This window comes from Metamycoplasma hyosynoviae (assembly GCF_004365165.1).
Lineage (GTDB): Bacteria > Bacillota_I > Bacilli_A > Mycoplasmatales > Metamycoplasmataceae > Metamycoplasma > Metamycoplasma hyosynoviae.
In genome coordinates, this window is the sequence record NZ_SOCH01000003.1 from 72,563 (window position 1) to 89,952 (window position 17,390).

Here is a 17,390-nt window from a genome sequence, read left to right on the forward strand (position 1 = left end):
TTATTAAATTTCATATTCTTGGCAATATGTTCTAAATTCTTTTCAACATTTTTGAGAACATAATCGAACTTCATTTCAAATATGCTTTGATTCTTTAACTGGTAATTTTTTATTGCATACTATGCAAACCGGAATTATTGGTTCATTGTTATCTTGTTTTTTCATCGTCATCCTCATAAATAGTTTCAAATGTGAATAAAAATTTTTCTTTTTCGAAGTTGCAAATAGTTTGTGCACAACTTCCATTTCTGTTTTTAGCAATGTATAAGATGTAATTATTTTTATTTTTAGCTAAGAATATAACCACATCAGCATCTTGTTCGATAGTTCCCGAATCTCTTAAATCACTAAGAAAAGGAATTTTATCATCACGTTTTTCAAAATCTCTTGAAAGCTGAGAAAGTGCAAAAACATTTATATTTTTTTCTTTTGCTAAGATTTTTAAATCTCTTGTGATTTTAGCTATTTTTTCATACCTTGGTGCATTGCTAGTTATCTTATCTAGTTCAAGCAGTTGTAAGTGGTCAATAAAAATAGCTTTAATTTCATATGTTTCTTTTAAATTTTCGATAGTATTTCTAATATTTTTTACATTTAAACCTGAAAAATCAACTATTAATAACTTTTTAGAATTTATTATTTTTTGTATGTTAATAATTTCTTTTTGACTTTCAATTAATACATTAATACGGTTTAAAATTTCAACAGCACTCATTTCAAGTGAAAAGAAAACAATAATTTCTTTTTCTTTTAGTGATTTAATAGCATTAATTATGATATTTAATGAAAGTGTAGTTTTGCCAACACTAGGTCGTGCAGCTAATACATAAAACTGTTGTTTTGTAAGCCCATTTAGAAATCTATCAAAGAAATCTATATTTGTTTTCAAAGAACTATTTTTCTTGAAAAGAAAATTGTATTTATTTTTTAGTAGATAATCTAACCAGAAATATCCTTTTTTTATATCGTTATCTTCCATCATCTACCTATAAAATTCAAATTGAAATATTAATTCTTGAGCTGTAAGTTTTACTTCATCAATAGTTTCATATTCACCAACATTATTTTTAACTTTTAAAAATACGTTGAAATTTCAATCATCTGTAAAACGTAATAATCAACTATCATTTTTATAACTTGCCATTTTCTTAGGAAAATAAAAACAATATTTTTTATATTTTTTGTTTTGTGGCATTGCAATTATTAGTGAATTATAAAATTCTGCTACTACTTGTTCATAACTAACTACTAATGTATGTCAAACTTTTGCCATAAATAACTTCCTATGTCGATAATTGAGTGAAAAATTCTTATTTATTTGAAATTCTTATTTTTTAATAAAAATAATCATTTAAAACCTTTTTGATAAATTAAATTTTTCTATATTTGAACGCTAACTATAATGGGTTTTGAAAAAACATCTTATAGACCTTGCACATCTTGCACATAAAACGCTTTTTCGCAGAAACATTAACACTATTTCAATTAACGCTTCTGGCTGTAAAGTACATTAAGGGTATAATTAGATTTTAATGTACTAAATTTCATAATCTAATCTAATTTTATTAGATTAGAAATGATCTTTTTTAAGGCTTAAAATTAGAAAAATTGTGTTAAATGATAAAATTAATTTAGTGTTTTTATAATCCAAAAATATTATTTTCTAAGGCAAAAATATGAATAAAGATAGCATTCAAAGATGTTCGTGAGCTACTACTGAACTTTATAAAAAATATCATGATGAAGAATGAGGAAAACCGCTTCATAGTGAGCAAATTTTATTTGAAATGTTACTGCTTGAGTGTATGCAAGCAGGACTTTCTTGAATAACAATTTTGAATAAAAGAGAAAGTTTGCGCAAGGCTTTTGATAATTTTGATTATAGAAAAATTGCATTATATGATGATAAAAAACAAGAAGAACTTATGCAAAATGAGTTAATTATTCGTAATAAAGTAAAAATAAAAGCAGCAATAATAAATGCTCAAAAATTCATAGAAGTGCAAGAAAAATATGGTAGTTTTGATAAATTTATTTGATCTTATACTCAAAATAAGGTTATTTATAATCATTTTGATAATGAAAGCCAAATGCCCGCAACATCTTTGCTTTCAGATAAAATAAGCAAAGATTTAAAAAAACTTGGCTTTAAATTTATAGGCAGCACAAGTGTTTATGCCTATATACAATCAATTGGTATTGTTAATGACCATGTTAAAAAATGTTTCTTATATAAAGACTAAATTTCATTTTTAATTATTAAATTAATATTCAATAATTGTAAAATAATTCTTGCAATTTTTTAATTTAAAGTTGTTATTAAATTTATATCATATATAATTTAATAATCATTGGTGATAGTATGTATAAATTGTTAGATGGCAAAAAATATTCACTTGAAATTAAAGAAAAATTAGCTGAAATTTTTTCTAATATTGACCAAAAAGATAATACTATCACACTTGGAATTTTGCAAGTTGGAGATTTAGAACAATCCAACATTTATATAAGACACAAACTTAAATTTGCAGAAGATTTAAACATTAAAACTTACTTCAAAAAAATAGCAGAAAATGCAAGTTTTGATGAAATCAAAGATGCTATTTGTGAAACTGCAAATAATTCAACCGGAATGATAATTCAACTTCCTATAATGAGCAATAAAATTTCTGCAAATGAGTTAGAAAAGCTTTTGAATTATGTTCCAAAAGAAAAAGATATTGATGGTTTAAATGACATAAATTATGAGCTTGAAGACCATAAAAAAGCTTTTCTTCCAGCTACTGCTTTAGGTATAATTTTGCTTTTAAAAGAGTATAAAATTAATGTTATAAATAATGATATTGCTATTATTGGAAAATCAAAAATAGTAGGAAAACCACTTGCCCATTACTTTCAAAAAACTAATAATTTAGTACGTGTTTATGATGAAAATACATCTAGAAATGACCTAAAAAATAGCAATATTATTGTTGTTGCAACAGGTCAAAAAAACCCAATAAAACTAGAAGATATTAAGCAGAATTGTGTGATAGTAGATGTCGGAATTCATAAAATAAATGGCAAAATTTCAGGTGATTTAGACTTTGAAATTTTTGCCCAGAAAGCATCATTTATTACCCCGGTTCCAGGCGGGGTTGGACCTATGACTGTATCTTCTTTAATCTTAAATTTGATTAAATCTGATCTTATTCAAAATCCTGAAAAAACCAGTTTATACAAGAACATTTTACATTTCATAGAAATGTAAAAGGCAAAAATTATAGCTTCCTGCTTAATTTTTAAGAAATTGCAATTTTTGTGTTTAACTCCCAGAACACTAAACGTTTTTTTTTTTTTTGTTTTGTAGTAAAATATTACATATTTTTTATAACCCTAGGTTTTTCACATTCAAGGAGAAATAATAAAATGAACAAAAAAACAAAAGTTTTATTACTATCTTCACTATCAACAGTAGGGATTTTACCCCTACCTTTGTTAGCCGCAAGGTGTGGTGAAGGTGAAGTTAAAAAAGAGTTAGTAGATCAACTCCAGACTGAAATTCAATTGCTTTCAAATTTAAACAATAATTTGTTAAATGTAGCTCCTCAAATTAAATTCCATGAGCAGAGTGACAGCGATAGTATTAGTAAACTTGCAAACAATACAAAATCTGAAATTGAATCATTAAGATTAAAAATTCAGCATGATAAGAAACTTAAAAAAGTTACTTATAATACTTGAAAAAAAGAAGTACAACAAGTAAGAAGCAATATTAACTTAATCAAGAAAACTATAAAAGATAGACTATTTTTCTTCGATGAGTTTTACATAAAAAATAAAGTTTATTGAGAAACTATTACCACAACTTTTAAAGATAATATTGAACAAACTAAATTTGAACAAAAATATAGTGAATATAACAAAGTCCTTGTAACTTTCCTAGATAACGAAAATTGAAATGATGATGAACTTAACAAAATCCAAAGTAAGTTCAAATTATTTGATGACATTTACCAATTAACAATTGCAAAAGTTATTGAACCATCAAAACAAATTGTTAATAATTATATGAATGATACTTTCTGAAAAGACACTGTAAAACAGGAAAAAGACAGTATTTCACAAAAACTTTTAGACACCGCTAGTGCCGTTTTTGAAAATTCCAAAGATAAAACATCTGATTATTTCTTTGGAAATTATTTTATTTTTAAGCACATTGATGAAAACCTAAAGTTCATTAAAGAACTTTTAGAAGCTGAAATTGCTGAAAAATCAAAACCAATTTCTGAAAAATATGAAGCAGTAAAAACAAAAGCTACTGCTAAACTTGGAAACACAATTTTGTCAGAAGATGATGAAAAGAAATTAAAAGAATCATCAACTACAGAAGAAGAAAAGAAAAACCTATACCAAAAATTCATTGATGAGGTTATTAAAAAACTTACAGAAAAAGAACTTGCTGAAACTTCAGGAGTTTTAAAAACTTTATTCTCAGATAATCCTGATCCGGCTGAAAACGTATTTAAAGGATTACCACAAAACTATAAAGATTTAGTTAATAAGAAAAATTCTTCAAAAAATAGTATCTATGTGGATTATGTAGATAATGCTATAAATAAAGCTAAGAAAGCAATTGAAGTACTGGGAACCACACTTGAATATGCTTTTAAAGTAAAATTAGAAATTATTGATTTTTATCTTTTAATCAAAAACCTTAGTTGATTGAATAGTTATGATGCACTAAAAACTATAACTAATGAACTTAAAGTAAAACTAGTTGGTGCTGAAGATGATGAGGATATTGAAAATCTAAAATTAAATATTAAAGATAATCTTCAAAAAGCAGAAAATTTACTAAATTCTCCTTTATCAGGAAATGAAGCATTAGATGAACAAAGAAAAGTTCTTGAAAATATCAAAAACCATCAAAAAATCAAAAATTTCATAAACGCTAATGAAATTCGTTTAGCTTTAAAACAAGCTGAAGAAAAAGCAGTTCACAATGTTGAAACTAGACTTGATAGTTATGGAAATCAATTAGTAGCACAATCAACCAGTCCTAATGAAATGCATAATGCATTTCAAACTCTTTTAGAATCACAAAAGAAAACTATAAGATCATTATTTACTCAATTTACAAATGCAATTATTGGTCTTCAACTTAAATCAGAAGATTCAAAAGTAATGGAGGAAGCACTATTAGGATTTACTGAACTTATAAATACTATGACAACTGTTATTTTAGAAGGTGCATTTGAATTAAAAGATGATACTAGCGCTGGATTTGATTTTCTAAGTAAAGCAATACAAAGAAAAATTAAAAAAATAACAGCTGCTTTATCTGATTTAATTGATAAATTTGCTCCAGTTGTTGAAAAAACATATTCAGCATTATTCTATTCAATACTTGAAAATGAAGTGTTGATAAAAAACATTAAAAAAGAATGTTTAGTAGAATTTGCTCAATGAAATATTGATTACTATGTGGACAAAATTTATGGTAATGACAAAAAGAATCCTCCTGTTAAAAGTGTTATTCCTCAAGTAAAAGAAGCATTAGAAAAAATTCAATCACTTGATATTTCTGATCCTAAAAAAATGCTTGAAAATGAATTAGCACCTGTTCTTATCATTTGAAATAATCTAGTTAAAGAACAAGATAGAGAAGGTTTCAAAATATTTGAAAAATATTATGACCATACAACAGCAGATAAATTATTTAAAGAATATTATGTACCTGAAAACCAAAAGAAAGTTAAACTATTTTCAGATGCAATATGGTCATTAGGCGCTCCAATTATTGATTTAGGTACTGGATACAAAACATTCTATAACGTTTCGGTGAAACTATTAAAATAGGTAACTGCAATGTTAAAGAATTGAAGAATTTTAACAGCCACACTAGTACCGATTACATCTGCGGCAATAATTACTATAACTTCAGTTGTAGCAATTCATGGGCCTAAATTAAAAACACTAACTTTAATTCAAAAACTATCTGGATTTCAAAAGAAGCACAAAGAAGTTTATGATAAACGTGATAAAGAAGTAAGTACGCTGAAAATAAAATATGAAGATATAGATGCTCAAGTTAAAAAACTTGTAACCAAAAAAGACGAAATTAATGAAAAATTAAAAACAAACATTAATGATCCAGGTTTACTTGCAGAACTTGAAGCGGTTAATAAAGATATTGAAAAAACCCAAAAAGAGTACAACAAATTCAAGAAAGACCATGATGATTTATTCTTAAAAAATGTTTCACTTGGATTAAACTTGAAGAGAATATTTACACCGCTTGGTGTAACATATGACAACATTGAAAAGTTGCGTAAAGACAACAAGATGACAAAAAGTTTGTGACATGCAGCCTATAAAGAAGTTGAAATAGTACGTAACAACTACGAAGCTTGATTGTTAAAAGAATACAAGGACATATAGAATGTCCTTTCAAATTTAAAAAGAGAACTTTATGAGTAATAGCAAAATAAACAAAAAACTTTTAATGATATTATCATCGTTAGGTTTTACTTCTGCCACAACAACTCTTTTAACTATGAGTTGTTCTTGCCGTGAAGCTGATTTAAATAAAATTGCCCAGAACGTAAAAATTCATGAGATTCCAAATAAATCAGAAATCAAAGCTTCTGAACTAACTAAAGATCAAGTTAAATTTTACAATTATGACACTTTAAAATACACTTGTGAAGTTATTAGGTTAGAATCTAATAACTCACAAGGTACAGTTGATGTGTACTATCAACTAAAAAACAAGAAAACAAACAATGTTTCAAAACTTCAAAAAATCACTCTTAATAGTTTTAAATTAGCTCAATCTCCAAATCCAGGAGGTGGTGAAGATCAACCAAATCCTCCAATTATTCCTTCTGATCCAAGACAACTTGAAGTTCAAAAATCAAAAAATATCATCAAAAAAGATGAACGTGTTAGATATTTAGCATTAGGCGATTCTATTACAGCGGGATTTACTGGCGTTCTTGATAAAGATTATCAGGGAACACTAAATTCTGATGGATCACTTTCGGGAATGTCATATCCAGTATATTTAGCACATTTTTTAAACAAAGATAAAGCAAATAGAGTTGAAAAATTTAATAACTTTGCTACATCTAATTCTACTATTTTAGAATGATTGGATTTACTAGACACTGAATACATTTCAGCTAATCCTGATATTTTTAAAAATGAAGAAAGTGTATATCAGCACACTTTTGATGGAAGATATACAGATAAAACTGAATTCAAAAAACAATTAGTTAAAGAAATTAAAGAATCAAATTTAATTACTTTAACACTGGGTGCTAATGACTTTTTTAGATTTTTTGGTGAACTTTTAAGATCAACCAACATTTCAAAAATAATTGAACAAGTAATTGCGGCAACTCAGCAAGGAAAACCATTAGATTATGGTGCTTTATTAAGTTTTTATTTAGAATTTATTGGTAAAGCTAAAACAGAAATTACTGCTAGATTAAAAACTTTAATTCAAAAAATTAGTGAACTTAATTCAAAAACTAATATTGCAGTATTTAATTATCCAGCACCTTTTTTAAGATTGCTGGTTTCTTTATATGATTTTTTACCTGATGGTATTAAATCAATGATTAAAGGTAAAGATATTATAAGTTTTCTAATTTCACCTTTATCAGAAGCAATTTATTCAGCTGTAAAAGCAGCTGCTAAGCCCAATGTAAGCTTTGTAAACATATTTGATAGTGAGTTTTGAGCTGAAAATCAAGATAAACTAACTTCTGTATTTTTAGACCTACATCCAACAACTTCAGGATACAAAAAGCTTGCAACAGATGCTTTTATTAAACTAACTAATTCAAGTATTAGTAAAGCCAATTTAAAACGTTTTGGATGAACTGAATCTTATTTAAATGATAATGCTAATACTCATCAACAATTTATAGAACTTAATAATGAAGATTATACAAGTTTCTATAAATCAACTTTTGGAACCAATAAAGAAGATTCGCTTAAAAAACTATATGAAGAAGATGCAGTTTATGATTCTGTAAAATCTCATATTTCACTTACCCATATTTCAAGAAGATTTAGAAGTTTTACTGATGCACAAATTACTGAAATTGTTATATCTATACTAACAAAAAGCCAACGTTGAAGTTATTTACAAGAACTTGATCCTGAAGCTAATATTCCAAGTTTCTTCAAAGAAAATGGCGAGGCTGCAACATTTGCATTAGTTAAATGAATTAAAAAATCTAAGTACATAAATGACCAATTAGATAATTTCCAAAAACTTTTAATTGAAACCGACTGAGATAAAGATGGAATTCCAGGAATTAAAGTTCTTAAAAAACAACATATTTTAGAACTATTTAGTAAAACATTTTTTGATAAACAAAATCTTTTATTCTTACTAAAAGAATTTTTGGCTTCTGATTTTACAAAAGATTTCAAAGATGGATTTGCAAAAGCAATTGAAGGATTTATCAAAAATGCATTTAAATCTAATAAATTAAATGCAGTAATTGAATTTATTGCAGCTAAATTTGAAGATAAATACAAAAACTTCATTGATAAAAGTGATTTAGTAATTTTATTAAAAGAAATTTTCCATTCCGATAATCTTCCTTCATTTTTTGGTACTTCACTAAAATCAATATTGACCGCAGGAAACACTGAACTAAGTTCAGAAGAGACTTTCAATAAAATTACTTCTTTTGAAGGGCTAATTAAATTACTATTTTCAAATCAAAATGAAAACAGTGAAATTGGAAAATCATTCACCAAGTTGTTCCAAGAAATAATTAAAAAACCTAATGTAAATCCAGTTCTTGTAAGAGTTTTAAATAAATTTATTAAATCTAATCCACAATTTGCTCCATTATTTGAAGGTATTGAAGCAGATGGTATTAAAAACATCATTGGTGCATTTACTAATGTATTTATCAAATTTGAAGATAAATTTAATGTATCAACTTCACTTGCAAAAGCATTAATGGCTGAAATTGCACAAAATGGACTTTCATTTAAATTTGATAAATTTAAAGATGTATTTATTGGTGAAATTTCACAAACATTTGGTTCATTTGAAAAAGCACTTGAAATTTTGAAACTTTTAGCTGATGAACAACAACTAAAAGATCACAAAGATGTATTGAAGAAATTAATTGAAAACATAATTAAATTTGCAGAAAAATCATTTAAATTAAAAGAAACTATTGAAAAACAAGAATTTTTAAATAAGTTTTTAACCAAAGAACAAATTTCAACAATTTACACAAAATTAGTTTCAAGTCAAAATATTTCTAAAATAGCAGATTATTTTGTAAATGTTTTATCAGTAAAAGATTTAGATTTAACTAATGTCACCACGCCAAAACAATTACTTCAAAAAATACTCGAAACTCCTTCTGTAAATCCATTAGATCTTTTAAAAGATCTAATTAAAAGTAATTTAATTGATAATACATCAATAACTGATGTGCTTGCAAAAATATTAAAACAAAAATTTGGCTCACTTCCATTTATGGGATATGTATCTGAGCAGCAAATTTCTGTTTTAATGCGTAATTTCTTAACACTTTGTGTTAATTTAGATGACAAGCAACATTTTTTAAAAAGAATCATTCTTACTGTTGCTGATATTCTTCTAGATAAAACACCTTCTTCAGAAAGTGTATATAAGAGATTGTATGAAGCACTTAAAACAGAATTATTTGGTACTAAAGAAAAGGTTAAGTCTATAATTAAGGACTTGTTAAGTGAACCAATAATGCAAGGCGGAAAGACTTGAATTATTAAATACTTGAAAGGTTTAAATAATGCAGAAATAATAGCATTATTGAATGATGGAAGCATTGAAAAATTACTTAAAAAGTTATACGATAGCGAAAATATTATTGATTTATCAGCAGAAACAATATTTACAATATTTTCTTCTTTAACTTTTGAAGATATTTCAAGCCTTGATAAAACAAGAATAATTAAAAAAATAATTGGTGAGGGTTCTACTTTCTATAACAGCATTCCTGACAAAGTTGTTGAATTAATTAAGAAATTAATTAAAGAAACTGATAATCAAAAGATTATAGCTGCATTTGTAAAAAGTTATTTAGAAACCAAATTCCCTAAATTAAAAGGTAAAATTACATCTGAAAACTTTGAAAAATTCATTAAAAAGATTATTGAATTTGTAGTTGAAACCGAAGATAAACATTCTGCTTTGAAAAATGGAATTAAATGAGCGTTGAGATATTTTGAAACTAATATCTCATCATTTGATGTTTCAAAATTCATAAAAGATTTTGCTGCTAAAACCACTACAAAACTTTTATCAATGTTAAAAGGTAATGAAGATGAATTTATCAACAAAATTTTTGAAACTTTAAAAGAAGTTTTAAACTTACAAGATACAACTCAACAAAACTTTTTAACCAAATTCATCTGAGATCTTATTCCGGCTGGTATTAAATCAAATGTTTCTAAATTTATTGACGAAGATAAATTCACACATTTATTTAATCAATTTATTGAAAGTAATAAAGCAAAAGAATTGCTAACTTCTTTACTAAAAGCAATGATTAAAAATGTTGAAGGTAAAATGACTTCAATTAAATCATTTGATGACTTTATTAAGGTAGTATTTTCAGATCCTGAAGCTTATAATGAAACTATTAAATTAATTTCTAATAATTTAGCAGAAATATTAAACAAATCTTCTATAAAAGGAATATTGAAATCAGTACTTAAAAACTTATTACCTTCAGGTGTAAATGATGATAGTACAGTAGGTGATATAGTAGATAACTTTATTCCAAACTCTTTAAAGAAATTAGAAGAACAGTTTAAATTATTTGAAGATATATCAAAAGCAATTATTTCTTCTATATCTACAAACGGCTTTGATTTAGAAAAAATCAAACTTGTTGTATTTGATAAATTAATTTCAAAAATTAAGAATAATGAACAAGAATTTGTAAATAAATTCTTCAATGTTATTAAAGAAGTATTTGGAGTTACAGTATCTCAACAATCTACTTTCTTAGATGAATTTATTTGAAAATTAGTTCCTTCTGAAATTAAAAGTAAATTAGGTTCAGATTTCACTCAGGAAAAACTTAGATATTTTATTAATGAATTTGTTTCAAGTGACAAAATTAAAGAAATATTTGCAAAAACATTAAAAGCAATAGTTCAAAATGTTGATGGCAAATTTGCAACCATTAAAACATTTGATGAATTTATTAAACAAGCATTTTCAAATGCTAGTGCTTTTGATGAAGTAATTACGTTAATTTCAAATAATATTGATGCTATTATTAAAAAACCATCAGTTGTAGGTTTGTTAAAATCTGTAATCAAAGGTTTTGCTTCATCACGAATTAAAATAGATGATGCCGATATAGACAAATTAATTTCTAATATAATTCCTGAACTTGCTAAAAAAGCTAATACTGAATTTAAATTAGTTGAAGATATTTTGAAAGTAGCTATTACTTCGCTTGGAATTAATGGATTTAATATTACAAAATTGCAAGAAACTGTATTTGCTAAATTTAAAGAAAAATTAGATTCATTAATGGATCTAAAAACACTAGTTAAATTTATTAATAATAATGTTGCATTATTTAAACAACCAGAAAATCTCAATATAATTAAGAGCATTTTAAAAGCAAATGCTGATTCATTAGTTAAAAAGCTTCCACAAAGTGTTTCAAATTACATTTCAGAATCAGAATTAATTAATGTTCTTAAATCAATATTTGATAATGAAAAGATATATGAAACAATATTTGATATTATTGACAAAATTGATAAAGATACAACTACTTACAATAATCTTTTAATTACAAATCCATTAGAAATTTTATACAAATTTGTTGATAAAGAAAAACAATACATTAAAGATAAAATCAAACTAATTGGTAAAGATTTTGTATCTAATGCTACAAATCAAGATGTTTTAGTTAGATTAATTAAAGCTAACTTTAAAGAATATACAAAAATTGAGTTATCAAATGAACATGATGCATTTTTCAAAAAACTAATTCAAAATATGTTTGATATTTTGAATGATATTAAAGTTAAAAATACTCCTATTTTAGATTATATGTTTGACATTGTTTTAGATAATATTAGAGAACCTCAAAAAATATCTCAAAAATTATTAGATCCTACATTTATCCAAGAATTATATTCGGTTCAATTTTTAGTAAGTATACTAAATCAACAACAAATTAAAACTTCAGCTGATCAAATAGTTAAATTGTTTGATGAAATTTTTAGAGAATTCCAAAAAGATGATGAAAAAATTGAAACTTTCTTAAATAAATTTAAGATAGTTGAATTAATTAACAAAGATCCAGCGACTCAATCAATTACAAAAGACTTTATTAAAAATACTATTAAAAACGAGAAGTTATTTCCATTTATTAAAGCAATATTACTATCAATTTTTACAAATTCAGATAAACTTCAAACCGCAAAAAGATGAATTGAAGTTATAAGAGTAGTTTTTGAAAATGACACAAATGAATTGAAAAATACATTTGTAGAATTTGTAAAAGCAATGTTAAATGATCCGAATGCTTCTCTTGCTAAACAAATTGATGTTGTTCTAACGAAATCTTGAAAAGATAATCCTTCACTATATAGAAGAAATGTAATTGATGACAATCAACATACAATTGAAAAATTTGTAGACACATTTTTTAAAGCTTCAATAAAAGAAAATAATTTATTTACTATCATAATTAATAATGTATTTGATAAATTGAAAACAGTAAATGTTAAAGCAAAAGACCAAATGAAAGAAATCAAGAATAAGATTATTCTTGGTGCAATTAAGTTTGTAACAAAAACTGGAAATGATAAAGCAATTCACTTACCTACTTTAGTTGGAAGTTATAAAGATAATATTGTTACTTTATTTGAACATATAGATTCAGCAGCATTCACTAATATGATAAACTATGTATTTGATGCAACAATATTTAATTTAGATGCTGGTGTATATTCATTCTTATTTGGTGGTAGATTTAAAGCAGAAGCTACAACATATTTACAAGAAATTAAAAATAATGTAAAAGGCGAAAGATTAATACTTCCTTCTGCTATTAGAGCACGTAGAAGCATTCCGCCACGTGGTCAAGAAGCATATGAAGAAGTTGAAGATATCAAAATTGATTTACAAATAGGTACAGGTCTTGAATTATTAAGTCTTATATCAGCTGATAAATTAATAGGTTCAATATTTATCCCATCAGTAGATCAATTCTTAAATAGTGTATCTACAAAGAAATATTCTTCAGTTGATGAACTAAATAAAATAGTTAAAAAATTGCCAGGATATCGTGCAACTTCAAGAGTTTATACAGCACTGTCTGTAATGTTATGTTCAAATATGTCAGCTGATGAATTCTGAATGCCTAAACCAAGTTTTTGAGATTTTGTAAAATGAGGACAATATACATTAGGTGCTTATCCAGAAAATTATATTTCAAAAGGTGTTCAATTTGCTTATAAGAAAGTTTTAGAAAAAGACAACTTAAAATCTAAAATTAAAAGTCTATATAACGGAAGCAATAATCATAAATTCATTGGTTTAACAAGCAGTATAAGTTATGATGATCACTATTTTGCAGGTTATGCCGAAGGTAAAAATTCACGTGATGATAATTTTAGAAAATGAACTGATTGGTCAGATGATTCAATTACTGCATATATAGTAAATTACAATAAAACAGAAAGTAAACATCATAAAAAAAATAACATAGTATTAATTGCAAAAATGCTTCAATATGGTTATCTATACAAAGATATGGATAAAGACAATAAATAACTTTCTATAAAGAATAATTTTAAAAAGTACAACGCTGCACAAGGTTGTGCTTTTTTGTATAAAAAAATCAACTGTGGAAAGTTGATTTTGGTTTGCAATAAAGAGATTATTTAAGTGTTGAGCTGAATTAATCTAAGTCGTAAGCTTCATTTAAGAAATAAGCCTTTAATTTCTTTCTTTTTTGAGGATGTTTTAACTTACGTAAGATTTTAGTTTCCATTTGTCTAATTTTTTCTTTGGTTTTATTCATTTCTTTAGCAAGTTCATCTAAACTATGAGGTTTATATAAATTACCATTAGGATCTTTTCCGATACCATATCTTTTACGGATTAAGATTCTATCTTCAGGATCAAGTGTATCTTCGATCATTTCATTTACTATAGCATTCAATTCTTCATTTGAAGCATAGTCGGTTGGACGCATAACACTTTCATCTTTAACAAAATCTGAAAAGCTTGAATTTTCTTCTTTACCAATGTTTTTATCTAGACTAATAGGATCAATGTTGATTTTTCTAATGTATCTTACTTTTTCGGCGGTAAAATCATTTCCATATCTTTTAGCTATTTCTTCATCAGAAGGAGCATAACCGTGTTCTTGTTGTAATTCTCTTTCGATTTTTAGAATCTTATTGATAGTTTCTACCATATGAACTGGAATTCTAATAGTTCTAGCTTGGTCGGCAACAGCGCGTGTGATAGCTTGACGAATTCATCAAGTAGCATAAGTTGAGAATTTGAAACCTTTTTTATAGTCATATTTACTTACAGCTTTCATAATTCCCGCATTACCTTCGCTAATTAAGTCGATAAAGCTTAGACCTCTGTTTTTATATCTTTTAGCATTATTAATTACTAAACGTAAGTTTCTTTTTACAAGCATATCTCTTGCTCTTTTGAACTTGTAGTAATTATTAGCTTTTTGTGCTTCATCCATTTTAATAGCTAGTTCACGTTCTTCTTTAGGAGTGAGCAGTTTTCCATATTTACCAATTCAACGCATATATCATTTAACAATGTCATTGGTTTCGGTTAATTTATTTGAAAGTTCATTATCTTTTAAAGAAAGTTGATTGTCATCTAATTTAATTTCGAATGTATCATATTCTTTAAGTAGATCTTCTGCATCAAATTCATCGGTTTCTTCGAATTGATTTACATACTTACGGCTATATTCATCATCTTCTTTAACTTCTTCATCAATGTCAATGTCATCACTAGTTTGACGGTATGAACTATCATCAAATTCTTCATCAATATTAATTTCTTTATCTAGTTCTTCATCATCTTCAATTTCTTTTAATTTTGTTTCATCAAATTCTTCTTCAGAATCACTTTCATCAACGTCATCTTCATCTTCTTCTTTTTTCATACTATCAAAAAAGTCAGTTTCTTCAACATCAGCTGCATCAGTGAAGTCAATATCCATTGTTAACATTTTTGAAGTTAAAAGTGCATCATATAATTTTTCCATATCATCATCTGATAATTCAAAATTATTTTTTTCTAGAATATGAAATACATCATCTTGTGAAAGTGTAGCTAGTTTTTTAGTTTTAAAATGTTTTTGAATAGTATTTAATGCTTCATCATATGAATTATTTACAATTACGACTTGTTTTTTTTGTTCTTTTTTAATTTCGTTTTCTTGAGTTTTCTTAGTTCTTGGCATTTGTATCCTCTTTTGTCAGCTTTATTAATTCTTTAGGTGAAGAATTAGGTTCACTAATCATATTTTTTACTATTTTATCGAATTCAGGTTTAGTTAATACAGTGTCTATATTTTTAATTTCATCTAATATATTTAAATATATTGTTTTACTTACGGTATCTATTTGGTCATCATCTTTAATTATTTGATCAAGTGGTTTTTGCTTTTTTTGACTTTCAACGGCATAACATATTAATTCTTTTCGACGTTGATTTTCGCCTTCGCATTTGAAATTAATAAATTCATCTATTTTTAAATCTTCTAAATAACTTGGATCAGATAATATATACTTAATTATTGCTAGCATGTCATATCCTCGTCCCATCAAAGGCTTATTTTTTCATTTAGAAAGATTTTTTTTCTTTTGGTTGTTTTGTCTTAGTTTTTCAACTATAGTATTATCATCAACTAAATTATTGTAAGGATCATATTGCGGTTGAAAATTTGTTGTATTCGGTGGATTTGGTACTGTGTTTCAAGTAGAATTTATTTGATTTGGATGTGAGAAATGTGTGTTTTTTTGTTTTACGATTGTTGAAAAGTTTTTGATTGAAGGAAAGTTTGGTTTTTTGTATTTGGATTCTAATTCTTCATAGATTTCTTTTGCAATTAATTTGTTTTCAATAATTTTATTTTTGAATATGAGGTAGATATTATCATCCATATAATATGCATATTCAAACATTTCTTTTCAATTTTGGATATTTTTTTCGCTTGAAGAAGTTTTAATTTGTTCTTTATTACAATAAATGTTAATTAAATATTGAGATAAATCAATTTTAGCATCAACTATTTTTGCGAGTGTTTTACCTTCGTCTTCTTTATAAACTTCATCAGCATCTTTTTGGAAGGTGTTTTGGATAATACTTACTTTTAAATTTAACTCTTTTGCATAATATAAAATAATTGCAAGGTTTTTCTTTAAAGCTTCATTTCCAGCTTTATCATTATCAAAAAAGATATTAATACATAAATCTCTTAATAAACTTAAATGGTTATAAGACAGATAAGTTCCCATCAAACCAATTGTGTTTTTATGTCCTATGCGGTGTAAGGCAATTACATCAAATTGACCTTCTACTAAATAAATATCTTTACTGTCACGAGTATGTGAAATTGCATTATAGTAATTAAATAAAACATCGCTTTTTTTGAAAATTTGTGTTTCGTAGCTATTTAAATACTTTGTTTCAGAAGTGCCAATGATGTCGCGTCCTGAAAAAGCTACAACATTACCATATTTATTTTTGATTGGAAACATCAAACGATTATTAAAAAAGTTCTTTTTAATAATGTTTTGACTTATTACAGAAGAAGTTGCAATATAAAAATCTTCATGTCCTTTTTGTTGCAAGTATTCAAAAATACTTTCATCTTCGGGAGCAAAACCTATTTCAAAATCTTTGATTAAATCTTTGGTTAATTTTCTTTTTTCTAAAAAGTTTTTTAAATCTAAAGAAGTATTTTTGTTTAATCTTTGTTGGAAATAAATAGAAGCATCAGCCATAACATCTATTAGTTTTAATTGTTCTTCTGAAAAAGAATTTTCACTGCTATACTTTGAAGCATAATCACTAATATCAATGTTTGCTTTCTCAGCAATGATTTTTAAAGCTTCAATTGAACTTATATTTTTATAAAGTTCAATGAACTTTATGGCATTGCCACTTTTACCACAGCCAAAGCATTTAAAGATTTGCTTTTCAGGACTTACAATAAAAGAAGGTGTTTTTTCACCATGAAAAGGACAACAAGCACGGAAATTTCGACCATATTTAGAAATTTGTATGTGTTCAGATATAACTGAAACAATGTCGCTTTTCTCTATTACTAAATTTCAAATATCATTATTATTGCTCATTT

Annotated in this window: 10 protein-coding genes; 5 read left to right on the forward strand and 5 right to left on the reverse strand. The window is 25.9% G+C overall.

The window, feature by feature from the left end:
• Positions 1–3: 3 nt before the first annotated feature.
• Genes JN03_RS09030 through JN03_RS09035 form a run of 3 tightly spaced genes read right to left on the reverse strand, consistent with a single transcriptional unit; the run spans position 4 to position 1,273 of the window.
• Positions 4–165, reverse strand: coding sequence for a hypothetical protein (locus JN03_RS09030; RefSeq protein ID WP_166666756.1), 162 nt, complete (start codon positions 163–165; stop codon positions 4–6).
• Complete coding sequence (locus JN03_RS01540) at positions 149–979, reverse strand: DnaB-like helicase C-terminal domain-containing protein (RefSeq protein ID WP_166666757.1); 831 nt, start codon at positions 977–979, stop codon at positions 149–151. The genes JN03_RS09030 and JN03_RS01540 overlap by 17 nt, the downstream gene beginning before the upstream one ends.
• Before the next feature lie 3 nt (positions 980–982).
• Complete coding sequence (locus tag JN03_RS09035) at positions 983–1,273, reverse strand: hypothetical protein (RefSeq protein ID WP_134076567.1); 291 nt, start codon at positions 1,271–1,273, stop codon at positions 983–985.
• Positions 1,274–1,676: 403 nt separating this feature from the next.
• Between JN03_RS09035 and JN03_RS01550 the strand changes: the two genes are divergently transcribed.
• The 5 genes from JN03_RS01550 (at position 1,677) to JN03_RS09050 (ending at position 13,816) form a co-directional block, all read left to right on the forward strand.
• Entirely contained in the window at positions 1,677–2,243 is a 567-nt protein-coding gene (locus tag JN03_RS01550) for a DNA-3-methyladenine glycosylase I (protein ID WP_134076569.1), read from the forward strand.
• 119 nt (positions 2,244–2,362) lie between these two features.
• A complete protein-coding gene (locus JN03_RS01555; protein WP_134076571.1) occupies positions 2,363–3,250 on the forward strand; it encodes a bifunctional 5,10-methylenetetrahydrofolate dehydrogenase/5,10-methenyltetrahydrofolate cyclohydrolase in 888 nt (295 codons plus the stop codon).
• Between the two features lie 158 nt (positions 3,251–3,408).
• Entirely contained in the window at positions 3,409–5,841 is a 2,433-nt protein-coding gene (locus JN03_RS09040) for a hypothetical protein (RefSeq protein WP_134076573.1), read from the forward strand.
• Between the two features lie 9 nt (positions 5,842–5,850).
• Complete coding sequence (locus JN03_RS09045) at positions 5,851–6,423, forward strand: hypothetical protein (protein WP_134076574.1); 573 nt, start codon at positions 5,851–5,853, stop codon at positions 6,421–6,423.
• Positions 6,424–6,454: 31 nt separating this feature from the next.
• Entirely contained in the window at positions 6,455–13,816 is a 7,362-nt protein-coding gene (locus JN03_RS09050; protein ID WP_134076575.1) for an SGNH/GDSL hydrolase family protein, read from the forward strand.
• A gap of 127 nt (positions 13,817–13,943) precedes the next feature.
• On the opposite strand, the gene JN03_RS09055 is transcribed toward JN03_RS09050, so the two are convergent.
• Positions 13,944–15,488 carry an RNA polymerase sigma factor gene (locus JN03_RS09055; RefSeq protein WP_080696273.1) on the reverse strand — a complete coding sequence of 515 codons (1,545 nt, stop codon included), beginning with the start codon at positions 15,486–15,488 and terminating at the stop codon, positions 13,944–13,946.
• Positions 15,475–17,388: a DNA primase gene (gene dnaG / locus JN03_RS09060; RefSeq protein ID WP_051599354.1), complete on the reverse strand. Its 1,914-nt coding sequence runs from the start codon at positions 17,386–17,388 to the stop codon at positions 15,475–15,477. The genes JN03_RS09055 and dnaG overlap by 14 nt, the downstream gene beginning before the upstream one ends.
• Positions 17,389–17,390: the final 2 nt, after the last annotated feature.